Source organism: Galbibacter sp. L-19 (assembly GCF_056857615.1).
In genome coordinates this window covers 16,951-38,632 of sequence record NZ_JBSXNL010000045.1, presented here as the reverse complement: position 1 = coordinate 38,632, position 21,682 = coordinate 16,951, and the positions used below count along the sequence as shown (strand labels likewise).

Below are 21,682 nucleotides of genomic sequence, written 5' to 3'. Positions count from 1 at the left end.
ATACACACTATTATGGATGCTTTAGTAAGAATATTCGTTACTGCTCTGCTAGTTTGTTGTTTCTCATCTTTCTACTCTTGTAGTTCAGAAGATGTTTCAACAATTGAAGAACTTAACACTGAAAACTCAGTTTTCTATGTTAAAATTGAAGATGACGTTATCCATCTAATAAATGAATATCGAATGAGCAAGAATCTATCTCCTTTAGAGAAGCTTAATTTAATATCAATGGAAGCAAAGGAGCATACAGAGTATATGATTTCTGAAAATGAAGTTAATCATGATTATTTTGCTGATAGGGAATATAATTTACGAAAAAGTGTTAATGCTGTTATGGTAGGAGAAAACGTTGGCTATGGTTACCATACTGCCAAAGGAGTGGTAGATGCTTGGATAAAGAGTGATTCTCACCGGGAAAATATTGAAGGAGACTATACCACAACTGGGATTTCTGCTATGCAGAATAAAAAAGGAGACTATTTTTATACTCATATCTTCGTTAAAAGATAATAGAATTACACACTATTATTTCGTGTAAATAAATCAAATCTATTTTTCTACTTGTAATTATTTTTATGTTCAGTTGCTTCAAATTAAATACAATTTGTAAGTATTAGTAAGTCTTCACTTACCTTTATTTTAGTAAATTCTGAAGTGTTTTTTTAATCATTTATTAGGAAAGAAAGCGCTCGCAATGCACTAAAATGATAAAAAGATTTATTATTTTCATTTCATAGTAAACTGCGTTTGTTTTGGCTACTAATAAACAGCCTTAATAGTAAGTTTAAATTTTAAAATAATGAAGCAACTTTATATTGTTAGGCACGGAAAATCTTCTTGGGATTATGGTGTTGATGATAAAGACCGCCCGTTGATGGAACGAGGGATTAATGACGCCATTTTGGTCTCTAATCATCTTAAAAAAAAGGTTAAAGCTATTGATGCTGTATTCTCAAGTCCTGCAAATAGAGCTTTACATACCTGTTTAATTTTTATGAGAAAATTAGAGTTGGATGTATCTAAAGTTATAATTACAGAGCAACTTTATGATTTTGGAGGTACTTCCGTGAGTAATTTTATAAAACAATTAGATAATAGCTATAAAAATGTTATGATTTTTGGACATAATCATGCATTCACCTCAATTTCTAATATCTTTGGAAATAAATCCATAGATAATCTTCCAACATCTGGAGTGGTTAAATTAAATTTTGATATTGAAAGATGGCAAGATGTTGAGTATGGCACAACAGAATTAATTATTTTTCCAAAGCAACTTAAATAAATGAACGAAGTAAAAAATCAATATATAAATAGAGAAATTAGCTGGCTTCAATTTAATGCCAGAGTATTACAAGAAGCAGAAGACACAACAGTTCCACTTATCGAAAGGCTTCGTTTTCTGGGGATTTTTTCAAATAATTTGGATGAATTTTTCAAAGTGCGCTATGCTACTGTAAAACGGATTGCGCTTTCAGGAAAAACAGGAAAAAGTGTGCTAGGAGGTGCTAAAGCCAAAGATTTGATGGAAGATATTACCCAAATAGTAATTAATCATCAAACAGAAAGCCTTAGGATTTTAAGTGATATTGAAAAAGAATTAGAGTCTGAAAATATCTTTATGATAAAAGAAGACGAAGTAACTCCTGAGCAAAACGATTTTATAAAAAATTATTTTTATGAAAAAGTTAGTCCAGCTCTTGTAACAATTATGCTTAACGATTTGGATGAAATTCCAAATCTAAAAGATAGTGCTGGGTATTTAGCAGTTAAAATGTCCATGAAGACGGATCAGAAAGTGGAAGGTGTAAAAGGATTATTTAAGGCTAAACATCAAGATGTAAGATATGCTTTGGTAGAAATTCCAAGAACTATTGACCGGTTTGTGGTACTTCCTAGTAAGGGAGATAAGCAATTTATTATCATTTTAGATGATTTGATTCGCTATTGTATGGGAAGTATTTTTAACATCTTTAATTACGATTCTCTTTCGGCTCATATGATTAAAATTACTTTAGATGCGGAATTAGATATTGATAGCGACTTAAGTAAAAGTTTTATCGAAAAAATTTCTTCCAGCGTAAAAGGACGTAGATTGAGTGAACCTGTGCGCTTTGTTTATGATAAAAATATTGAAAAAGACACGCTAAAGTTCCTTAAAGATAAAATGGGAATAGACGATACCGATAGTGTTATTCCTGGGGGAAGATACCATAACAGACGGGATTATATGGGGTTTCCGAGTTTGGGAAGACCTGATTTAATGTATAAAAAGTTCCCGCCATTACCAGTAAAAGGATTAACTCACGATGGGAGTTTATTTGAAGCAATTGCTAAAAAAGATTATTTACAATACGCACCTTATCATACTTTTTCAAATGTGATTAAGTTTTTACGAGAGGCTGCAATCGATCCGAAAGTAAAAACTATTAAGATTACGGTATACCGTCTGGCTCGAAATTCTCAGGTAGCAAGTTCCTTAATTAATGCTGTAAAAAATGGGAAAGAAGTTACTGTACAAATAGAGTTGCAAGCGCGTTTTGATGAAGAAGCAAATATAGAATATGCAGAAATGCTTCAATCGGAAGGGGTAAAGCTTATTTTTGGAGTTCAAGGATTAAAAGTCCACAGTAAAATTTGTCTTATTGAGCGTTTAGAAGAAGAAAAAATGGTGCGATATGGTTTTGTAAGTACAGGAAATTTTAACGAGTCTACTGCAAAAATTTATACCGATTATACACTTTTTACTGCAGATCAAGGGGTTTTAAAGGAACTGGATAAGGTTTTTGATTTCTTTCAAACCAATTATAAAATCAATAAATACAAGCATTTAATAGTTTCTCCACATTACACTAAAAGAGCATTTTCTAAACTAATAGATAAAGAAATTGAAAATGCAAAAGCTGGAAAAGAAGCGTTTATTAAAATTAAAATGAACAGCTTTACAAGTTATAAAATGGTTGATAAACTATATGAGGCTAGTAGGAATGGGGTTAAAGTTCAATTAATTGTTAGAGGGACTTGTTGTTTAATTCCAGGGGTGCCAGGAATGAGTGAAAATATAGAAGCTATTAGTGTAGTGGATAGATTTTTAGAGCATCCTAGGTTGTTTATTTTTGGAAATGATGGCGATCCAAAGTTTTATATTTCCTCCGCCGATTGGATGACCCGAAATTTAGATTTTAGAGTAGAAGTTGGTTGTCCAATTTATGATGAAGATATCAAAAAAGAATTATTAGATACTTTTGAAATATGTTGGAAGGACAATGTAAAAGCAAGAGTTTTATCAGAAAGGCATGATAATGCCTATAGAAAGACTAAAGGAGCTAAATATAGATCGCAGTTTGAAACTTATGAATATTATTTAAGAAAGCAAATAGGTAAATAATAAAGAGTTTGTATGTTGAAAATAAGAAAGTTTGCCGCTATAGATATTGGATCGAATGCAATTAGATTATTAATAAATAACGTAATTGAGTATGATTTTAAAGATACTCAGTTTAAGAAAAGTTCTTTAGTGCGAGTGCCTGTAAGATTGGGACAGGACTCTTTTACAGTGGGAGAGATTTCAAAGCAAAACTGTGAAAGAATGATAGATGCTATGAAGTCCTTTAAATTACTAATGAAAGTTCATGGAGTAGAAAAATATATGGCTTGTGCTACATCGGCTATGAGAGAGGCTAACAATGGAAATGAGTTGGTAGAAACTATTAAGAAGAAGTCTGGCATTGAGATAGAAATTATAGATGGTAAAAAAGAGGCAGCTATTATTGCTTCTACAGATTTACATACTTTAATAGAAAAAGATAAGACGTATTTATATATTGATGTAGGAGGGGGGAGTACCGAGTTTACCATTTTTAGTGATAGTAAGATTGTAGCCTCAAAGTCATATAAAATAGGAACTGTACGCTTGCTTAACGAAATGATTTCTGCGGAAACTTGGAAGGATATTGAGAAATGGATAAAAAATCATTCCAAAAAGTACAAGAGCATAGAAATAATTGGTTCTGGCGGAAATATCAATAAACTCTTTAAAATGTCAGGTAGAAAGCCTGGAGAGCCGTTATCTTATATTTATTTAAATGCACAGTACCAATTTCTTCAAGAAATGAGTTATGAAGATAGGATTTCCGAATTAGGGCTAAATCCAGATCGTGCAGATGTAATTATTCCTGCATCCCGAATTTATTTAAATGCTTCAAAATGGAGCGGAGCTAAGAAAATTCATGTTCCTAAAATAGGGTTGTCTGATGGAATTATAAAACTGCTTTATAATACTGAAAAAGAAAAAAATATGCCTTTAATTCAGTAAAAAAGAAGAGATTATTTAAACCTATTAGAGTCTGAATAAAGATATAAGACCGCTTACGCTGTTAGGAAAAAAAATTGTAATTATGATAAAGTCTTAACCATGAATAGTCTCCTTTTTACCAAGGTCTTTCATTATTTCAGCTTCAAAATCTAAAAGGGCTTGCCATTTTTTGTTAGTTTCTATTTCGCCTCCGTATTTTCTGGCAAATTGTAAAAACATAGTGTAATGGTTTGCTTCGCTTACCATTAAATTTCTATAGAAAGTACGTAGTTCTTCGTCTTCTAAATTTTCAGATAAAAGTCTAAAGCGTTCACAGCTTCTGGCTTCTATTAATGCGGCATATAGGAGTTTATGAACCAAAAAAGTAGTTCTGCTTCCTCCTTTTGGAAAAAATGTCATTAAGCGGTTTACGTATTCATCTTTTCGATCGCGACCAAGAACCCAACCTCGTTCGATTATTTTATCGTGCACCATTTTAAAATGACTTATTTCTTCTTTTACCAAAGCTGTCATTTCTTGTACAATATCGGTATACTCTGGAAATAGAACTATAAATGAAATAGCTGTACTTGTAGCTTTTTGCTCACAAAAAGCATGGTCAGTAAGGATTTCCTCTAAATTTTTTTCAACGATATTAACCCATCTAGGATCTGTTGGGAGTTTCAAACCGAGCATAATCTAATTTCATTTAAATGAATTGCAAATATACTAACTTTATAAGGTTGTAGAAAGTTTATCTCTTATAGAAGGTTTAATTGCTGAAAGCCTATTTAGTTTTGTTTAAAGTAGATTGATTAGAGAATAGAGAAATTGAGTTGACAAATTTCTCGTTGTAGTGGGCTTAAACATCCAAATCAAACTCCATTCGTAAGCGGTCTATAAGCGGATTTTTCTCTCTAAGTTTTTCGTATTTTTCTTGTGGAGTAAAAGCATATTGTTTTGCTACTTCTTCATTAATGGTAATATAAAGCTCAATATGGTAATTGTTAAGATGCTCTTTTAGGTATTCCATTAACGGATATTGATCTCTTTCTACCTCTTTTTTTAACGTGTCATTAGCGAGTTCAATCCAAATCGTATTTTTTCCTTTTAATCTAGGCGTATCAGAACCTAATGCCGAACCTAATATTTTTTTTCCTTCGTTGTCAATTTTCTTCACATAATCATCCCAATATTTTTGCATTGTTGGCTCATCAAAAGGATCTTCTGGAAGGTTTGCTTCGTCTACAACATGATTCTTTTTGGCTAGTTCATGTGCTTTCTTTTTCTTAATACTTGAAAGTGAAAGTCCAGAAACGCTACTTTTATTTTTTAAATTGATGTTTACCTTTGGGGCTTCTGGTTTTTTTTCTTCAGCATCTTTTACCGCTTTTTTTTCTACTGAAGTTTCTGCTGGTTTATTTTCAGTTGTAGATACCTTCTGCGGAACTTTATTAGTTGTTTCTTTTGATGTAACTCGATAAAATGATGGTGGAATTATGTAATTGCTACCTTTTTTTTTTTCTCCATCGTGAGTGATGGAGGCGAGTTTCATAAGACTAAGTTCAACAAGTAATCGCTGATTCCTACTACTTCGGTAATTAAGGTCGCAAGTATTGGCAATTTCAATCCCTTTCAATAAAAATTCTCGGGAAGCTTTTTTACTTTGCTCGAGATATTTTTGTTTTGCTTCGTCTCCAACTTCTAATAGTGGGATAGTAGCTTCATTTTGGCAGACTAAAAGGTCTCTAAAATGGGATGCTAAGCCAGCAATAAAATGATGACCATCAAAACCTAGCGATAATATTTTATTAAAATCGACTAGCAGCTTTGGGATATCACCGTCCAGAATTAAATCGGTAGCTTCAAAATAAGTCTGATAGTCTAATACATTTAGATTTTCTGTAACTGCTTGGCGACTCAAATTTTTTCCAGCAAAACTTACCACTCTATCAAATATGGAAAGCGCATCTCGCATGGCACCATCTGCCTTTTGAGCAATAATGTGTAGTGCATCGTCTTCGGCTTCAATTCCTTGATTTTCTGCAATATAATGTAAATATTCTTTAGCGTCTTTAACGGTAATTCGCTTAAAATCAAATATTTGACAACGCGATAATATAGTCGGGATAATTTTATGCTTTTCTGTGGTAGCTAAAATAAAAATAGCATGTTTTGGCGGCTCTTCCAATGTTTTAAGAAATGCATTAAAAGCTGCCTGAGAAAGCATATGCACCTCATCAATTATATATACTTTGTATTTACCAACTTGAGGTGGAATCCTAACTTGATCGATAAGACTCCTAATATCATCTACGGAATTGTTAGAAGCGGCATCGAGCTCAAAAACATTGAAGGCAAAATCTTCATCTTCGGCATGTGTGCCGTCATCATTAATTTTTTTTGCCAAAATACGGGCACAAGTCGTCTTTCCAACTCCACGAGGACCACAAAATAAAAGAGCTTGCGCTAAATGATTATTATCAATAGCGTTTAATAAAGTATTGGTAATAGCCTGTTGGCCTACCACATCTTTAAAAGTTTTGGGTCTATATTTGCGAGCAGATACTACAAAGTGTTCCATTGTAACAAAGATAAAAATTGAAACTTTATAATCTCATTTTTACTATGGATTTTGTATTTAATTATTAACAATTGACTTGGGGTTGAAGGAGACGGAAGTCGGTCAGACCGAAGTCCGAAGTTGGAAGTTGAAAGTTGAAAGTTGAAAAATTCAATATAAAAGACAGAGATATTAACCAATAACAATTAACAAATAACTATTAACGAATAACGAATAACAATTTTTTTGCCTAAAGCCTAAAGCCTAAAGCCTAAAGCTTTTAACTTCCATCTCCAAAAACATTACAATTAATTATTATGATGGATATAGGAGATAAATTGGTTTAAAACCGTAATTTTGCGCGGCAGGTCACCTTATCGCTTTGTTTTATAAATGAAGAGGAAAGTCCGGACACCGCAGCGCAGCATAGCGGCTAACAGCCGTCGGTCGAGAGATTAGGACAAGTGCAAAAGAAAGGATGTACAGGTAATGCTGTAGTGAAATCAGGTAAACTCTATGCGGTGCAACGTCATGTAAACCAATGTTTGAGGGTTGCGCGCCCGATGTTGGAGGGTAGGCGGCTAGAATGTTGCAGTAATGTAACATCCAGATAAATGATAAGGATCTATTTATAGATACAGAATCCGGCTTATGACCTGCTTTTTTATTCGAATTCAAAAAAACTAAAAACACTTCCTCCGTACTTTCGTTCGTCGGTATATCCATCTAAATCGCTAAGATCTGTGTGTTTAGAGTGTTCAATAATTAAGAGTCCGTCTTCGTTTAGTAAATTATTTTTGTTTACTAATAGAGCAATTTCACCAAATTGTTCTGTTGTAAAATCGTAAGGAGGGTCTGCAAAAATAATATCTGCAGTCATTGCTGTTTTTTCTAGAAAGCTAAAGACATCGCTTTTTACAGTTTGAATTGGAAACTCTAATTCGTCTTTTATTTTACCTATATATTGAACGCAACCAGCATGTGCATCTACAGAAGTTATCAATTGCGCACCTCTACTGGCAAATTCAAAACTAATATTTCCAGTACCAGAAAATAAATCTAATACAGAAACTTCATCAAAGTAAAACTGATTATTGAGGATATTAAAAAGACCTTCTTTTGCAAAATCGGTTGTTGGGCGTACCGGTAATTTTTGCGGTGCCATTAATCTTTTTCCTTTGTATTTACCAGATATTATTCGCATTAAAGACTATTTAGTAAGATAAATGTATTTGAGTTTTTGATGGTTGGTTCTGTGGTTTCTTTTATTTTTTTAGGGTAAAAATTATTGCTAATTTCCACATGCCTTATGTATTGATAAGCTATTTTATACAACTCACTATCTTCAGAAATATCTCCTAATAAATAGGTGGGAGTTTCTTCAGGATTTAAATTTAATTGTTCAATAACAAAGAGAAGATGATATATAAAATCTTCTTTTTGTTGGTATTGATAGGTGTTATATAAAACTAATTTTTTCTGATCTAAAACAGTAATTTCAAAATGATTTTTAGAAATATATGCATACAGCGTTTGCTCATCACTTTTTTTAGCTGTATTAATAAGGGTTTCTATTAATATAGTGGAGAAATGTTTGTATTCAAAATCTCCAAATTTATCAAATATATAGTTGTTTACATTGGCAAACGGCACATAAACATTGTATAAATCATGCTCTTTGAGTTCATCAAAACTAATAAAATCGTTCTCTAGTATTTTTATATTATATTTTAAATAATTGGAAAGATTACTTTCGTTGAATAGGGATTTGGGAACAAATGTAGAGAGGTCATTTTCATGAATTACTGAAACTTTATGAAAGACAAGTTTCTTAATATTCTCTTTAGAAAACCAATTTTCAAGGTGTTGGATAAGATTCTCTGGAGTAGCTTTTTTTTCAAAGCTAATAATGTCTAATAAATCTATTTCATTATTAGCGCCGTCTAGAATACAAAAAGAAAGTCCACTCAAGCTAACTTGAATGGACAGTTCTTTAAATGGATTACTAAGTATATTAGTTGTCTTGTTTTGTGTCATAATATGGAGGCCAGTTTGCACTTGTGCTTACTTCACTAAGGCTACCCACTTTTATTTCTGGACCATTTACTTCTTCAACAGAAATAGCAGCTTTCTCTTTAGCAACAAGGTCTTTAGGTTGATCATATAGTAAAACTGATTTATCAACTTTTACTTCAAATACTGGAGCAACAAAACCATTAGTATTAATAGTTTTTGCAGCCATAGTATACTTCTCATTATTTTGAGCGTAAGGAACAGAAGCTAAGTTTTTGTATGAATCTGTACCGCCAAATAAAGAATCTTTTACAGGTACAAACCCTAAAGTATCAATAACTTTAACTTCTCTTTCCATATCAATACGGTATACCTTGTCGTATTCCATATAAGAAGAGTCTCTTTGTTGAGTAAGTGTAAACTGAGCTGTATCGATGAATTTGATAAGGCTAGGGAAATCTTTTGCAAACTTTCCAGTTACAGTTCTGTATGCTTCTTGCGCATCTCTAATATCTTTCAGTTTTCCAATAACGGCTGAGTATCTTTCTTTTTTTACTTTATCAAATCTGATAGGTTCCATTACAGAAACGTAGATTTGATACACGAAAAAAATACTTAAAAGCCAAAGAGCAATTTGTATTACTGTCTTCATTTTTATTTTTTGTATTAAAGAGGTTTACGCAAATCTACAATTTTTTTTCATTCATGAAAGGGATACCCAAAAAAAACATCACTAATTTTGGGTCTGAATTAGATTTTATGGACGCTGCATCATTTTATAAATTATTAAAAGAACATTTTCCTCATCAACCTACATTGAAGCAAGACGTTGTGCTTCAACAACTTTCGGATTTTATTTATTCAGAAGATAAAAATGAATTGTTTCTTTTGAAGGGTTATGCAGGAACTGGAAAAACAACAATTATTGGTGCTTTAGTTACCAATTTATGGAAAACTTTAAAGAAATCTGTTCTTTTGGCACCTACTGGTCGTGCTGCAAAGGTAATTACTAATTATTCTGGAACCACGGCTCATACCATTCATAAGCATATATATTTTCCAAAAAAGCAATCTGGCGGAGGCGTGCAATTTGTTTTGTCGCCAAATAAGCATACTAATACATTATTTATTGTGGATGAGGCATCTATGATTCCTGATGCTCCTTCCGATTCTAAATTATTTGAAAACGGCTCATTGTTAGACGATCTTATTCAATATGTGTATTCTGGACATAAGTGTAAATTGATTTTTATTGGAGATACTGCGCAATTACCGCCTGTAAACCTTTCTTTGAGTCCTGCGTTAAACGAGAACACCTTATCCCTGAACTATAATAAGGAAGTTAAAAAAATGGAATTAGATGAAGTTGTTCGTCAGCAATTAAATTCTGGAATTTTATTAAATGCTACCAATTTACGAGAGCAGCTTCAAGATGATTATGCAGAGGATTTTAAGTTTAAAGTTACAAATTTCACCGATATTATTCGCTTAGTAGATGGCTATGAAATACAAGACGCTATAAACGATTCTTATAGTGAAAATGGAAAAGAAGAAACTGCAATTATAGTACGTTCCAATAAAAGAGCTAATTTATACAATCAACAAATTAGAAATAGGATTCTTTTTTTGGAGAATGAACTTGCTACAGGAGATTTTTTAATGGTAGTAAAAAATAATTATTTCTGGTTAAAAACTTCTTCTGACGCTGGATTCATCGCAAATGGAGATATTATAGAAGTGTTAGAGATTTTTTCAATTAAAGAATTATATGGGTTTAAATTTGCTGAAGTAAAGGTGCAAATGGTAGATTATCCAAAGATGAAACCTTTTGAGACAGTACTTTTATTGGATACTTTGGATGTAAATTCCCCTTCGCTTTCTTATGAAGATTCAAATAGACTTTATCAAGAAGTGATGAAAGATTATGAAGAAGAAACCTCTAAGTATAAAAAGTTCTTAAAAGTAAAAAGCAACAAATATTTTAATGCACTTCAGGTAAAATTCTCTTATGCCATTACTTGTCATAAAAGTCAAGGTGGGCAATGGAACACAGTTTTTGTAGAGCAGCCCTATTTGCCAAATGGCATAGATAAAGAATACTTGCGTTGGTTGTATACAGCAGTAACAAGGGCAAAAAATAAGTTGTATTTAATTGGTTTTAAAGACGATTTCTTTGTGGATAATTAGTAATAAATTATTGTTGTCCGATAAAGGTTAACGACTTTTATTGGACTCTACTTATATCAAGAGTCAATAGAGGTTTTTAAAATAGCTCCCTTGCTATTAATAAAAATGAATGAAAAAGAAAATTTTAACAATGTAACTTCTTTAAGCTACTCATTTTATAATAGTTAAGATTTAGTCTTTGTTCTTTTTTCTTACAGCGAAGCGGTCTTGTATTTTTAATCGGACATTAATGGTAATAAATATAGAATCTATTTATTCGATTGAAATTCTTATTTTTAAGAAAAATATAAATAATGACATCAGAAACAATAATAAGTATCTTTTTAGGAATAGGTTTGGCTGCTTCTGCTGGATTTAGAGTTTTCCTTCCGTTATTTGTTTTAAGTCTATCCGCATATTTTAATGTGCTAAATTTAGCCGATAATTGGGAGTGGATAGGCTCAATAGCTGCATTGATAACGCTTGGAGTTGCAATGTTATTAGAAGTTTTTGCATATTACATTCCATTTATAGATAATTTATTAGATACAATAGCAGTGCCGCTGGCAGCTATTGCTGGAACTGCCGTGATGGTGTCTACAGTAGCAGATTTGTCTCCAATTGTAACTTGGTCTATGGCAATTATAGCTGGCGGAGGAACGGCTACTTTGTTTAAAAGTGCAAGCGCAGGAACGAGATTAACGTCTTCGGCTACAACGGCTGGATTGGGTAATCCAATTGTCTCAACGGTAGAAACAGGAGGTTCGTTTATGTTAGCAATAATTTCTATATTTATCCCCATATTGGCTATTGTATTAGTAATCATAATGTTATTATTAATATATTGGTTTTATAAAAAACTGAGGGTGCGTAGCAACTAAATTCTCAATTTTATCTCTTATTTTTGTTTATTCAGAAAGGTTTAAGAACTTATGAAGATTATTTCAATGATACCGGCCAGATATGCCGCATCTCGTTTTCCAGGAAAATTAATGCAAGACCTCGGGGGGGAGACCGTAATTCTTCGTACCTACAAGGCCGCTGTAAAGACAGGTCTTTTTGACGATGTTTTTGTAGTTACCGATAGTGAAATTATTTACAAAGAAATTGAAGATAATGGCGGTAAGGCTATTATGAGTAAGAAAGAGCATGACTGTGGAAGTGATCGTATTGCGGAAGCTGTTGAGCAAATGGATGTAGATATTGTTGTAAATGTACAAGGAGATGAGCCTTTTACAGATAAAGAAAGCTTGGAAAGGGTAATAGAAGTTTTTAAAGGAGATAAAGATAAAGAGATTGATTTGGCTTCTTTGATGACAAAAATTACAGATTGGGACGAGATAAATAATCCAAATACGGTAAAAGTAATTACCGATAGCAGAGATTTTGCACTTTATTTTTCGCGTTCTCCAATTCCATATCCAAGAGATAAATCTATAAACGTAAGTTATTTTAAACACAAAGGTGTATATGCTTTTAGAAAGCAGGCTATTGTTGATTTTCAAAAATTACCGATGCTTTCTTTAGAGGCTACCGAAAAAATTGAAGCGATTCGTTATTTAGAATATGGCAAGAAAATTAAAATGGTAGAAACAGATTCTGAAGGAATTGAAATTGATACTCCTGAAGATTTGGAACGTGCAAAGAAAGTATGGAAGTAAACTATAGTAACATAAAAGTTATAGGTTTTGATGCTGATGATACTCTTTGGGTAAACGAAACGTACTTTAGAGAGGTGGAGCATGAGTTTGCAAAACTTCTTTCTGCATACGAAACAGAAAATAAAATAGATCAAGAACTTTTCAAGATGGAGATGAAGAATCTTGAAATATATGGTTATGGAGTCAAAGGATTTGTACTTTCTATGGTAGAAAGTGCAATAGATTTGTCAAATGGTAAGATTGACAATGCAACCATTTCCAAAATTTTGAATCTAGGTAAAGAGATGGTCTTAAAACCAGTAGAAGTTATAGATGGTGTTGAGGAGGTTTTAAAATCTTTAGTTGATAATTATAGACTTATTTTATTAACAAAAGGAGATTTATTAGATCAAGAAAGAAAGTTAGAGAAATCGGGACTTTCAAAATATTTTCATCATATTGAAGTTTTAAGTGATAAAAAAGATGAAAATTATAAAAATCTATTAGATCATTTAGAAATAGATGTGAAGAATTTTTTAATGATAGGAAATTCTTTAAAATCGGATGTATTGCCGTTAATTAATATAGGAGCTCTGGCAATCCACATTCCTTTTCATACCACATGGGCGCATGAAATGGTGAAAGAGGAAGATGCAAATGGATCCTATAAAACGGTAGCAACTATAAAAGAGATATTACAATTAATAAAAACTCCATAGTGGGTTTAAGATAAATAAGAGATTAGAACTAGAACAACGGATATAATTCAAAAAGCATACATGAAGTACAAAAATTTTCCAATGGTTCCCAGAGTGGTTTTTGGGCGAGGAAGCTTTAGTCAGCTAAACGATATATTAATGCCTAAGCGTAAAAACTCTGAGGCACCTTTTATTTTTTTAGTTGATGATGTTTTTGAGAACAATAAGAAAATCACCTCTCAGATACCTACATTGTTTAACGATCAGATAATTTTTATTCCAACAGAAGAAGAACCAAAGACAGACCAGGTGGATGTTTTGGTAGAGAAAATTCGAAACGAATCTAACGAAATCCCATCTGGAATAATTGGGATAGGAGGAGGAACTGTAATGGATTTGGCAAAAGCGGTAGCTATTATGTTAACCAGCACAGGGAAAACAGAAGATTATCAAGGTTGGGATTTGGTAAAAAATGAAGCCTTGTATCATGTTGGAATTCCAACTATTAGTGGAACAGGGGCCGAAGTATCCAGAACAACGGTATTAACTGGGCCAGATAAAAAACTAGGAATAAATTCAGATTTTACTCCTTTTGATCAAGTACTGTTAGATCCAGAGCTTACAAATGGAGTTCCAAAAGATCAATGGTTTTATACAGGAATGGACTGTTATATTCATTGTGTGGAGTCTTTAAACGGAACTTATTTAAATGCATTTAGTCAAAGTTACGGGGAGAAAGCAGAGGAATTATGTCATGAGGTTTTTTATGATGGGAATCTTTCTGAAGAAGAATCTCAAGACAAATTAATGATGGCTTCCTGGCATGGAGGAATGAGTATAGCGTATTCTCAAGTAGGTGTTGCGCATGCAATGAGTTACGGACTTTCTTATCTTTTAGGAACAAGACACGGAATTGGTAATTGCATTGTTTTTGATCATTTAGAAGAGTTTTATCCTGAAGGAGTTGCAATGTTCAAAAAGATGAAAGCAAGATTTGGAATTGAATTGCCAACTGGACTTTGTGCAAATCTTACAGATGAAGAATTTGATACTATGATTAATGTGTCTATGGGGATGGAGCCTTTGTGGGAAAATGCCTGTGGGAAGAACTGGAAGGATACAATTACTCCAGAGAAACTTAGAAGCCTATACGAGAAAATGTAATGGTAAAACTCTCTAAGTGGATTTTTAATAAAGTATTAGGTTGGAAGCTTAAAGGAGATTTTCCTTCCTTAAAAAAATACATCATAATAGTCGTGCCGCACACCAGCTGGCACGATTTTTATTTAGGGGTGTTGGTGAGAAGTATGGTTAAAACTCCTATGAATTATGTGGCAAAAAAAGAATTATTTGACTCTCCACTAGGCTGGTATTTTAAATGGAGTGGAGGCGCACCTATAGATCGTTCTAAAAATAGCAATACTGTAGATGCTATAATATCTTTATTTGAAGAAAGAAAAGAGTTTAGGCTGGCAATTGCTCCAGAAGGAACAAGAAAAAAGGTTGCTACATGGAAAACAGGATTCTATCATATAGCAAAAGGAGCAAAGGTTCCAATTGTAATGGTAGCATTTGATTATAAAAAGAAAGAGGTTCGTGTGGAACCTCCTTTTTATCCTTCAGAAAGCATAAAAACTGATTTCGATTTTATGCAAAATTATTTTTCGGGTGTTGTAGGGAAAATCCCTGCGTATTCTTATAAAAAAGAAGATTAATCTTCAGATTCTTCCATGGTGTGATATACGTTTTGTACATCATCATCTTCTTCAATTTTTTCTAGTAGCTTTTCTACATCGGCAACATCATCTCCAGAAAGTTTCTTTGTTACTTGTGGAATTCTTTCAAATCCAGATGATAAAATTTCAATGTTTCTACTTTCCAATTCTTTTTGAATGGCTCCAAAACTTTCAAAAGGGGCATAAATAAGGATTCCATCTTCATCGGCAAACACTTCTTCAGCTCCAAAATCTATCATTTCTAATTCAAGTTCCTCGGGATCAATACCTTCAGCAGGAATTCTAAAATTACAGGTATGGTCAAACATAAATTCTACCGAGCCACTAGTTCCTAAACTTCCATTACATTTATTAAAATAACTACGGATGTTTGCAACGGTACGGTTATTATTATCAGTAGCAGTTTCTACTAAAATAGCAATTCCATGTGGGGCATATCCTTCAAATAAAACTTCTTTATAATCTTCTGTATTTTTATCAGAAGCACGCTTTATTGCTCTTTCCACATTGTCTTTAGGCATGTTAATAGCCTTGGCGTTTTGGATAACAGCACGCAAACGAGCATTACTATCTGGGTCTGGACCACCCTCTTTTACTGCCATAACAATGTCCTTTCCAATGCGAGTGAAGGCTTTAGACATAGCCGACCAGCGTTTCATCTTTCTTGCTTTTCTAAATTCGAAAGCTCTTCCCATAAAATTTTATTATTATAATTTGATAGCAAAAATAAATAAAAAAAGAAAATTACATAGATGTTGTTGACTTAATCCTATATAAAGAGCTTAATTCTTTAAGGTTTATCCATTGTTTGTCTTTTTACCCCGTGTATAATACCTTTTTTGTTATTTTCTTTAAATGAAGAATTTAAGCTCTGATTAATTATATATGATTTTTTGTGTTTGTATTCCTGCCAATTAGTATGCTAATTTATGGTCATTCAGTTCTACATCAAATTTTACTTTTGCTCCTAAAACCTTGAATACTTTTAAAATTGTTGAAAACCTTGCGTCCGTTGTGCTGTTTTCAATTTTAGAAATCTGTGCTTTTTTAACCCCGACAAGTTCTCCGAGTTGCTCTTGTGTTAGCTTTCTTGCTTTTCTTGCCTTTTTAATTTCGTAACCTAGTAAGTCAAGTCGTAGTTCATTGTCAAATTCATCTCTTTTTTTAGTTCCCTTTTTTCCAATGTAATTATCGGTAAGTTCTTCTAAGCTATATGTTTTCATTATCCTTTGTTTTATTGTTGAAATATTGCTGCCTTAGTCTTTCTGCCTTATCAATTTCTTTTATTGGAGTTTTATTAGTTTTTTTTATTATTCCGTGTGTTGAAATAACAATTGTGTCATGTTTATTTTTTTTGTCCCAAAAAGCAAGAAATCGGTAGTGAGTTTTGTTGTATTTTGTCCTAAATTCCCAAATTTCATCTTGTAATTTTTTAAATAATTCTTTGTTATTCTTACTTTGTGCTTTCCAGATATTGTAAATGATTTTCTCGCGACTCTTTTCGTCGATTGAGTCGAGAAATTCCTTGGCATCATCTAAAAACATAACTCGAAATTTATATTCGTTCATTTAGATCTTTTGATAAAGATAAATGTTTCTTATTTAGGAAACAAAAGTGAGATGGGAATTTCATTCTATGCTAACGTATAGCGAAGGGTTTCTGTATTGAGATAATTTAAAGTTATTTTGCTTAATCACCTTAAGGGCTTGCCTGAGGGATTAATTTTATCCTTTAATTATTTCTTCAATTCTTGTAGCTAATTTAAAATCTTTTTCTGTTATACCGTCAGCATCATGTGTGTTTAACCTAATGGTAAGGTTGTTATAAACATTGCTCCATTCTGGATGGTGTTGTAGCGCTTCGGCTTCAAAAGCAATGCGCGTCATCATGGCAAAGGCATCAGCAAAATCCTTAAAATCTAAGGAGGTTACTAAAAACCCTTCTTCTAAATCCCAATATTCTAATTTTTCTAAACGTTCTTTTATTTGTTCTTCAGTAAGTGTTTTCATTGTTCTTTAATTTTAATATAATAAAGGTAAGGAAGATAGTTGATTTTGTACAGTTCCATTACCTTTAATATTCTATCTATAATTTCTATTTAGAAGAAATATGAGATACCGAAATACACATCACTTAAATCTAAGTCAATAAAGAAATTATTAGATTGTTGGTCATGTATGTTGGAACTGTCTGATGATGATTTTGTGTATTCATAACCTGCTCTTCCAATAGTTGTTTCTAGAGCCCAATGATTATTCAGGAAAAAGTTTAGTCCTGGCCTTATTCCTATAAAAAATAGATTAGCGGACGTATGGTAATCGTTATTCTCACTTGGGTAGTTATTTATATCTTTAGATTTAGAGTATTGATATTTCGTCTCGCCTTGAAAAAAGAAAAGCAGATTTTTACCTGTAGAAACATATCTTCTTACAAAAGGATTTATGGAATAGCCATTAGTTGTATATTGATAGTGGCTAGTTAAACTATCTTTCTCAAAAGATTTACCCTTGTTTCTCGAATATGTATAACCTAAACCAATACCAGCTACCCAATTTTCAGCAATAGAATAACCTACTTTCGGTGTGAAATTAAAATTGATATAATCTGACTCTCCATTTGCCTCTTCATCATTATTAATATCCGTGGTTTTATTATCAAAAAAATTGACTGAAATAGTCCCGCTAGTCATCCACTTACCTTTTGGGATAAATGCTTTTTCATTTGTTCGTTCAATTTGAGAGTTAGCACTAAAAATAGCTAAAATTAAGAATGTAAAAAGTAATTTGTTTTTCATTTTAATGGGATTAATGATTTAAAAATGAATATCAAAAAGCATTCCTTTATGGAGTTTTTACATTTAATTAATGTTAATTTTCTGTATAGTAAAGATTAATTGCTAAAAACTAATGACTTAACCGAGGGTGTAATTATTTTGTTGAACAAGCGCTTAAAGCATCTACTATTTTTTGTTGTGTCTCTGTGGTAAGCTTTAAGTAATATGCACGAGTTTGAGCTAAAGTCTCGTTATTTAAAACTTCATCTTCTCTAGAATAACCTCCTTTTAATAACGCTTCCACGTTTGAGCAGTTAAGAGTGCGTGCTAATTCTTTGTATTCACGTTCAAGATTGAAGAGCGATTGCTCTGCTAAATGTTTTAATTTTAGTTGCTCTTCGAGCTCTAATTGTCTGTTTACCCTAGCTTTTTCTGCTAATTGTTGTTGCTTCTGAATTTTTTCTTCTAAAAGACGTTGCTGCTCCAATAATTTTTGTTTCTCTAATTCCAACTGTTGCTGTTGCGCCTGCAAGCTTCCCTCTGTGTTAGAGGTGTTTGCTGTAAGAGTGGTTGTAGTAGAAGATGTTGTTTCTGTAGGGCTGGCAGGAGTACTGGTAGTTTCGTAATTTACTGTTGCAGAACTACTAGTGCAAATGTCTAGTTTACTCATAAGTGTTTGTAAGTACTCATACCCATGTTTTGCATAAAACCGACCAGCTTCCCAGTCTACAGGGTCTTCTGCTTGAGTTATATTATCCAAAGCATCTATTATTGAACTTGTGGCTTCATTGCAACCACAACTTTCAACTAGAGTTTTGGCTTTTTCTAAAGCTTCTATAGCACGACCAGCATAGTATTTTTGATGATCAAAATTATCTGAACTTAATGACTTTTTTGTGTGGGCTAAAGCATAACTAGCTTGCGAATATGCAGAGGTGCATTGAGAAATTCCGTAATTAGAAAGTAAAACGAATAAGACAACGAGTGTAAGATTCTTCATGAGTAATAAGATTTGTTAAATTTGGGCAAAGCAATATTACAATATAAATTGTACTTTTAAAAAACTTTGTGGTAAACTTATTTTAAGATGTGGTCTACTACTTTATTTATACTGTAAAATATATGGATTCAATAAAAACTTCGCATTATAGAGTTGATAAGTCGGTGAAATTAAAAGAGATAGCTACTTTAAGCAATCTCAATGCTACAGATGACGAGCTTAAAGAGCATTTAAAAGATATCAGAAAAAAGTTAGGGAAGTTTCAAGACGTTGTTTATGCGCATGGTAAATATAGCGTGTTAATTTGTTTACAAGGAATTGATACTGCTGGAAAGGACAGTTTAATTCGTGAGGTTTTTAAAGACTTCAATTCCCGTGGAGTAGTAGTGCATAGCTTTAAAGTGCCTACAGAATTAGAGAAAAAGCACGATTTTTTATGGCGTCATTATATTGCGTTGCCAGCAAGAGGTAAGTTTGGTGTCTTTAATCGTACTCACTATGAAAATGTTTTGGTAACACGTGTGCATCCAGAATATATTTTAGCTGAAAATCTTCCTGAAGTAAAAAGTGTTGAAGATGTAAACGAAGCTTTTTGGCATAGACGATTTGAGCAGATTAAAAATTTTGAAAAACATTTGGTAGAAAATGGAACGATAATTTTTAAATTTTTCCTTCATTTGTCTAAAGACGAACAGAAAAATCGACTTTTAAGGAGGTTGAATTTGGAAGATAAAAATTGGAAATTCTCTCCAGCAGATTTAAAAGAACGTGCTTTGTGGGATAAGTATCAAGCCTGTTATGAAGAGGCAATAAATATTACTTCTACTCCTTATGCGCCATGGTTTATAATTCCTGCGGATAATAAAAAAGCAGCCCGTGTTATTGTGGCAGATATTTTATATGATGAGTTAAAGGATTATAAAGACGTTGAGTACCCAGAATTAAATCCAGTAATTAAAGAACATTTAAATCAGTATAAAGAACAATTAAACAAAGAATAATACTAATGATTAACAGACAAATTTTATTTCTCCTATTCTTTCTTCCTTTTATAGGTATTTCTCAATCTGAAGACGAAAAGCAATTAAAAGAAATATATACAACTTCTCTAACAAATGGCGAAAGCTATAATTGGCTAAGCTACCTTTCTAATCAAATTGGAGGTCGCTTATCGGGTTCGTTTAATGCGGAGCAGGCGGTTAATTACACCAAAGCTGAATTGGATTCTTTGGGGCTGGATAGGGTGTGGTTACAGCCAGTAATGGTTCCTAAATGGACAAGAGGAATAAAGGAATTTTCTTACTTAGAGAATGCTCCAGGAGAAACAACAAATTTAGATATTTGTGCGCTTGGAGGGTCGGTGGCTACTCCTAGTGGCGGACTCAAAGCGAGTGTTATTGAGGTAAAAGGGATTGAAGAATTAGAAGCTTTAGGGGAAGAAAAAATAAAAGGAAAAATAGTTTTCTTTAACCGACCGATGCAGGCGGATCTTATTCAGACATTTGAAGCCTATGGAGGTTGTGTTGATCAACGTTATTCGGGTGCTGCAGAAGCTGCAAAATATGGAGCTGTAGGAGTGATGGTTCGTTCCATGAATTTACGTTTAGACAACTATCCGCATACTGGGAGTATGAGTTATGGAGATTTGCCAGTGGAAAAGCGTATTCCTGCAGCGGCAATTAGTACCAATGGCGCTGAAATGTTAAGTACTGTATTGGCATTAAATAAGGACGTGAAATTGTATTTCCGCCAAACATGTAAAGTTTTTCCAGATGTACAATCTTATAATGTAATTGGAGAGATAAAAGGAAGTGAATTTCCAAATGAAATTATTACAGTTGGTGGTCATTTAGATTCTTGGGATTTAGGAGATGGTTCTCATGACGATGGCGCAGGATGTGTACAAAGTATGGAGGTTTTAAGGTTGTTAAAGGAAACAGGCTATAAGCCAAAGCGTACCATTCGTGTTGTTTTGTTTATGAATGAAGAAAATGGATTACGAGGGGCAACTAAGTATGCAGAAGTAGCGAAGGAAAAAGGCGAGTATCATGTTTTTGCTTTGGAAAGTGATGCTGGCGGATTTACACCAAGAGGATTTTCATTTGATTGTGATGAGGCAAACTTTGCACAAATCACTTCATGGAAGTCGCTTTTTAAGCCCTATTTAATTCATTATTTTGAGCAAGGAGGAAGTGGGGCAGATGTTGGTCCGTTAAAAGGAAATGGTACGGTTTTAGCAGGTTTACGACCAGATTCTCAGCGTTATTTTGATCATCACCATGCAGAGAACGATACTTTTGAGCATGTAAATAAAAGAGAGTTGGAACTTGGAGCTGCAACAATGGCTTCCTTGGTTTATTTAATTGATAAATACGGAACTGTGCAAGCCTCCAATATTAAGGGGTAGAAATACTGGAATAGTTTTGACTTTATGAAGGAAATAGATAACTATTATTTAAGCAAACAAGAACCATTTAGAAGTTGTTTGTTAACCTTGCAAAATATAATTTTAAAGCAAGACGATAATATTTCTGAAACTAAAAAATATGGAATGCCTTGTTTCTGTTATAAGAATAAGGCATTTTGTTATTTATGGACGGATAAAAAAACAAACGAACCTTATGTTTTATTTGTAGAAGGAAAATATTTGGAAGCTCCAGAATTAGAAGAAGGAAATCGTTCTAGAATGAAAATTTTTAGAGTGAATCCTAACGCAGATATTGTTATTGATAAAATTACAAGCTTATTAAATAGTGCGTTGGATTTGTATAGAAATGGAATTATAAAAACAAAATAAT

The 21,682-nt window shown here is 32.8% G+C and carries 24 protein-coding genes and 1 other RNA gene; 14 read left to right on the top strand and 11 right to left on the bottom strand.

Annotated elements, in window-relative coordinates:
- Window positions 1-12 precede the first annotated feature (12 nt).
- The 4 genes from AC13CQ_RS05925 (at window position 13) to AC13CQ_RS05910 (ending at window position 4,315) form a co-directional block, all read left to right on the top strand.
- A complete protein-coding gene (locus AC13CQ_RS05925) occupies window positions 13-510 on the top strand; it encodes a CAP domain-containing protein (protein ID WP_008615846.1) in 498 nt (165 codons plus the stop codon).
- Window positions 511-799: 289 nt separating this feature from the next.
- The gene (locus tag AC13CQ_RS05920; RefSeq protein WP_008615847.1) at window positions 800-1,285 is read left to right on the top strand and encodes a SixA phosphatase family protein; all 486 of its coding nucleotides are present in this window, start codon (window positions 800-802) and stop codon (window positions 1,283-1,285) included.
- Window positions 1,286-3,388, top strand: a complete 2,103-nt coding sequence (ppk1, locus tag AC13CQ_RS05915) for a polyphosphate kinase 1 (RefSeq protein ID WP_008615848.1) — start codon at window positions 1,286-1,288, stop codon at window positions 3,386-3,388.
- A gap of 12 nt (window positions 3,389-3,400) precedes the next feature.
- Window positions 3,401-4,315, top strand: a complete 915-nt coding sequence (locus AC13CQ_RS05910; protein WP_008615849.1) for a Ppx/GppA phosphatase family protein — start codon at window positions 3,401-3,403, stop codon at window positions 4,313-4,315.
- Window positions 4,316-4,408: 93 nt separating this feature from the next.
- Here AC13CQ_RS05910 and AC13CQ_RS05905 read toward each other — a convergent pair whose 3' ends face one another.
- Window positions 4,409-4,990 (bottom strand): MiaE family protein, encoded by a 582-nt coding sequence (locus AC13CQ_RS05905; protein ID WP_474507315.1) that lies wholly within the window; start codon window positions 4,988-4,990, stop codon window positions 4,409-4,411.
- 166 nt (window positions 4,991-5,156) lie between these two features.
- Complete coding sequence (locus AC13CQ_RS05900; RefSeq protein WP_474507314.1) at window positions 5,157-6,878, bottom strand: DNA polymerase III subunit gamma/tau; 1,722 nt, start codon at window positions 6,876-6,878, stop codon at window positions 5,157-5,159.
- Window positions 6,879-7,218: 340 nt separating this feature from the next.
- Here AC13CQ_RS05900 and rnpB point away from each other — a divergent pair.
- Window positions 7,219-7,524, top strand: an RNA gene (gene rnpB, locus AC13CQ_RS05895) — RNase P RNA component class A.
- Here rnpB and AC13CQ_RS05890 read toward each other — a convergent pair.
- Genes AC13CQ_RS05890 through AC13CQ_RS05880 form a run of 3 tightly spaced genes read right to left on the bottom strand, consistent with a single transcriptional unit; the run spans window position 7,522 to window position 9,522 of the window.
- Window positions 7,522-8,061 (bottom strand): RsmD family RNA methyltransferase, encoded by a 540-nt coding sequence (locus tag AC13CQ_RS05890; RefSeq protein ID WP_008615860.1) that lies wholly within the window; start codon window positions 8,059-8,061, stop codon window positions 7,522-7,524. The two genes, rnpB and AC13CQ_RS05890, sit on opposite strands and share 3 nt — an antisense overlap.
- Window positions 8,061-8,894 (bottom strand): DUF3822 family protein, encoded by an 834-nt coding sequence (locus AC13CQ_RS05885; protein ID WP_456866322.1) that lies wholly within the window; start codon window positions 8,892-8,894, stop codon window positions 8,061-8,063. Before AC13CQ_RS05885 ends, AC13CQ_RS05890 begins: the two co-directional genes overlap by 1 nt.
- Window positions 8,872-9,522, bottom strand: a complete 651-nt coding sequence (locus AC13CQ_RS05880) for a hypothetical protein (protein ID WP_008615864.1) — start codon at window positions 9,520-9,522, stop codon at window positions 8,872-8,874. Before AC13CQ_RS05880 ends, AC13CQ_RS05885 begins: the two co-directional genes overlap by 23 nt.
- 107 nt (window positions 9,523-9,629) lie before the next feature.
- On the opposite strand from AC13CQ_RS05880, the gene AC13CQ_RS05875 reads away from it, so the two are divergent.
- The 6 genes from AC13CQ_RS05875 (at window position 9,630) to AC13CQ_RS05850 (ending at window position 15,089) form a co-directional block, all read left to right on the top strand.
- Complete coding sequence (locus AC13CQ_RS05875) at window positions 9,630-11,057, top strand: ATP-dependent DNA helicase (RefSeq protein WP_474507604.1); 1,428 nt, start codon at window positions 9,630-9,632, stop codon at window positions 11,055-11,057.
- Between the two features lie 293 nt (window positions 11,058-11,350).
- Window positions 11,351-11,917: a DUF4126 domain-containing protein gene (locus tag AC13CQ_RS05870; protein ID WP_474507587.1), complete on the top strand. Its 567-nt coding sequence runs from the start codon at window positions 11,351-11,353 to the stop codon at window positions 11,915-11,917.
- A 51-nt stretch (window positions 11,918-11,968) separates the two neighbouring features.
- On the top strand, window positions 11,969-12,697 hold the full coding sequence (kdsB, locus tag AC13CQ_RS05865) for a 3-deoxy-manno-octulosonate cytidylyltransferase (protein ID WP_008615873.1): 729 nt from the start codon (window positions 11,969-11,971) through the stop codon (window positions 12,695-12,697).
- Window positions 12,688-13,395 carry an HAD family hydrolase gene (locus AC13CQ_RS05860; protein ID WP_474507586.1) on the top strand — a complete coding sequence of 236 codons (708 nt, stop codon included), beginning with the start codon at window positions 12,688-12,690 and terminating at the stop codon, window positions 13,393-13,395. The genes kdsB and AC13CQ_RS05860 overlap by 10 nt, the downstream gene beginning before the upstream one ends.
- A 60-nt stretch (window positions 13,396-13,455) precedes the next feature.
- Complete coding sequence (locus tag AC13CQ_RS05855; protein WP_474507585.1) at window positions 13,456-14,538, top strand: iron-containing alcohol dehydrogenase family protein; 1,083 nt, start codon at window positions 13,456-13,458, stop codon at window positions 14,536-14,538.
- Window positions 14,538-15,089 (top strand): 1-acyl-sn-glycerol-3-phosphate acyltransferase, encoded by a 552-nt coding sequence (locus AC13CQ_RS05850; RefSeq protein WP_474507584.1) that lies wholly within the window; start codon window positions 14,538-14,540, stop codon window positions 15,087-15,089. Before AC13CQ_RS05855 ends, AC13CQ_RS05850 begins: the two co-directional genes overlap by 1 nt.
- Here AC13CQ_RS05850 and AC13CQ_RS05845 read toward each other — a convergent pair.
- From AC13CQ_RS05845 to AC13CQ_RS05820, 6 genes are all read right to left on the bottom strand, one after another.
- On the bottom strand, window positions 15,086-15,805 hold the full coding sequence (locus AC13CQ_RS05845) for a YebC/PmpR family DNA-binding transcriptional regulator (protein WP_335588919.1): 720 nt from the start codon (window positions 15,803-15,805) through the stop codon (window positions 15,086-15,088). The genes AC13CQ_RS05850 and AC13CQ_RS05845 overlap by 4 nt on opposite strands.
- Before the next feature lie 219 nt (window positions 15,806-16,024).
- Window positions 16,025-16,333 (bottom strand): helix-turn-helix domain-containing protein, encoded by a 309-nt coding sequence (locus tag AC13CQ_RS05840; RefSeq protein ID WP_335588920.1) that lies wholly within the window; start codon window positions 16,331-16,333, stop codon window positions 16,025-16,027.
- A complete protein-coding gene (locus AC13CQ_RS05835) occupies window positions 16,320-16,679 on the bottom strand; it encodes a type II toxin-antitoxin system RelE/ParE family toxin (protein ID WP_482882744.1) in 360 nt (119 codons plus the stop codon). Before AC13CQ_RS05835 ends, AC13CQ_RS05840 begins: the two co-directional genes overlap by 14 nt.
- A 156-nt stretch (window positions 16,680-16,835) precedes the next feature.
- Window positions 16,836-17,120 (bottom strand): 4a-hydroxytetrahydrobiopterin dehydratase, encoded by a 285-nt coding sequence (locus AC13CQ_RS05830; RefSeq protein ID WP_008615886.1) that lies wholly within the window; start codon window positions 17,118-17,120, stop codon window positions 16,836-16,838.
- Between the two features lie 89 nt (window positions 17,121-17,209).
- Window positions 17,210-17,905 (bottom strand): DUF3575 domain-containing protein, encoded by a 696-nt coding sequence (locus AC13CQ_RS05825; protein ID WP_335588922.1) that lies wholly within the window; start codon window positions 17,903-17,905, stop codon window positions 17,210-17,212.
- A 133-nt stretch (window positions 17,906-18,038) separates the two neighbouring features.
- Entirely contained in the window at window positions 18,039-18,884 is an 846-nt protein-coding gene (locus AC13CQ_RS05820) for a hypothetical protein (protein ID WP_474507304.1), read from the bottom strand.
- A gap of 122 nt (window positions 18,885-19,006) precedes the next feature.
- On the opposite strand from AC13CQ_RS05820, the gene AC13CQ_RS05815 reads away from it, so the two are divergent.
- From AC13CQ_RS05815 to AC13CQ_RS05805, 3 genes are read left to right on the top strand one after another with little or no spacing between them, the layout of a single operon-like run.
- Window positions 19,007-19,885, top strand: coding sequence for a PPK2 family polyphosphate kinase (locus AC13CQ_RS05815; protein ID WP_008615890.1), 879 nt, complete (start codon window positions 19,007-19,009; stop codon window positions 19,883-19,885).
- Window positions 19,886-19,890: 5 nt separating this feature from the next.
- Entirely contained in the window at window positions 19,891-21,291 is a 1,401-nt protein-coding gene (locus AC13CQ_RS05810) for a M20/M25/M40 family metallo-hydrolase (protein ID WP_008615897.1), read from the top strand.
- 24 nt (window positions 21,292-21,315) lie between these two features.
- On the top strand, window positions 21,316-21,681 hold the full coding sequence (locus AC13CQ_RS05805) for a DUF1801 domain-containing protein (protein ID WP_008615898.1): 366 nt from the start codon (window positions 21,316-21,318) through the stop codon (window positions 21,679-21,681).
- The last annotated feature ends 1 nt before the right edge of the window (window position 21,682 follow it).

Bases quoted from the DNA above. Each gene is read 5' to 3' on its own strand.
- AC13CQ_RS05925 (WP_008615846.1), top strand. From the start codon at position 13: ATGGATGCTTTAGTAAGAATATTCGTTACTGCTCTGCTAGTTTGTTGT.
- AC13CQ_RS05920 (WP_008615847.1), top strand. From the start codon at position 800: ATGAAGCAACTTTATATTGTTAGGCACGGAAAATCTTCTTGGGATTAT.
- ppk1 (WP_008615848.1), top strand. From the start codon at position 1,286: ATGAACGAAGTAAAAAATCAATATATAAATAGAGAAATTAGCTGGCTT.
- AC13CQ_RS05910 (WP_008615849.1), top strand. From the start codon at position 3,401: ATGTTGAAAATAAGAAAGTTTGCCGCTATAGATATTGGATCGAATGCA.
- AC13CQ_RS05905 (WP_474507315.1), bottom strand. From the start codon at position 4,990: ATGCTCGGTTTGAAACTCCCAACAGATCCTAGATGGGTTAATATCGTT.
- AC13CQ_RS05900 (WP_474507314.1), bottom strand. From the start codon at position 6,878: ATGGAACACTTTGTAGTATCTGCTCGCAAATATAGACCCAAAACTTTT.
- AC13CQ_RS05890 (WP_008615860.1), bottom strand. From the start codon at position 8,061: ATGCGAATAATATCTGGTAAATACAAAGGAAAAAGATTAATGGCACCG.
- AC13CQ_RS05885 (WP_456866322.1), bottom strand. From the start codon at position 8,894: ATGACACAAAACAAGACAACTAATATACTTAGTAATCCATTTAAAGAA.
- AC13CQ_RS05880 (WP_008615864.1), bottom strand. From the start codon at position 9,522: ATGAAGACAGTAATACAAATTGCTCTTTGGCTTTTAAGTATTTTTTTC.
- AC13CQ_RS05875 (WP_474507604.1), top strand. From the start codon at position 9,630: ATGGACGCTGCATCATTTTATAAATTATTAAAAGAACATTTTCCTCAT.
- AC13CQ_RS05870 (WP_474507587.1), top strand. From the start codon at position 11,351: ATGACATCAGAAACAATAATAAGTATCTTTTTAGGAATAGGTTTGGCT.
- kdsB (WP_008615873.1), top strand. From the start codon at position 11,969: ATGAAGATTATTTCAATGATACCGGCCAGATATGCCGCATCTCGTTTT.
- AC13CQ_RS05860 (WP_474507586.1), top strand. From the start codon at position 12,688: ATGGAAGTAAACTATAGTAACATAAAAGTTATAGGTTTTGATGCTGAT.
- AC13CQ_RS05855 (WP_474507585.1), top strand. From the start codon at position 13,456: ATGAAGTACAAAAATTTTCCAATGGTTCCCAGAGTGGTTTTTGGGCGA.
- AC13CQ_RS05850 (WP_474507584.1), top strand. From the start codon at position 14,538: ATGGTAAAACTCTCTAAGTGGATTTTTAATAAAGTATTAGGTTGGAAG.
- AC13CQ_RS05845 (WP_335588919.1), bottom strand. From the start codon at position 15,805: ATGGGAAGAGCTTTCGAATTTAGAAAAGCAAGAAAGATGAAACGCTGG.
- AC13CQ_RS05840 (WP_335588920.1), bottom strand. From the start codon at position 16,333: ATGAAAACATATAGCTTAGAAGAACTTACCGATAATTACATTGGAAAA.
- AC13CQ_RS05835 (WP_482882744.1), bottom strand. From the start codon at position 16,679: ATGAACGAATATAAATTTCGAGTTATGTTTTTAGATGATGCCAAGGAA.
- AC13CQ_RS05830 (WP_008615886.1), bottom strand. From the start codon at position 17,120: ATGAAAACACTTACTGAAGAACAAATAAAAGAACGTTTAGAAAAATTA.
- AC13CQ_RS05825 (WP_335588922.1), bottom strand. From the start codon at position 17,905: ATGAAAAACAAATTACTTTTTACATTCTTAATTTTAGCTATTTTTAGT.
- AC13CQ_RS05820 (WP_474507304.1), bottom strand. From the start codon at position 18,884: ATGAAGAATCTTACACTCGTTGTCTTATTCGTTTTACTTTCTAATTAC.
- AC13CQ_RS05815 (WP_008615890.1), top strand. From the start codon at position 19,007: ATGGATTCAATAAAAACTTCGCATTATAGAGTTGATAAGTCGGTGAAA.
- AC13CQ_RS05810 (WP_008615897.1), top strand. From the start codon at position 19,891: ATGATTAACAGACAAATTTTATTTCTCCTATTCTTTCTTCCTTTTATA.
- AC13CQ_RS05805 (WP_008615898.1), top strand. From the start codon at position 21,316: ATGAAGGAAATAGATAACTATTATTTAAGCAAACAAGAACCATTTAGA.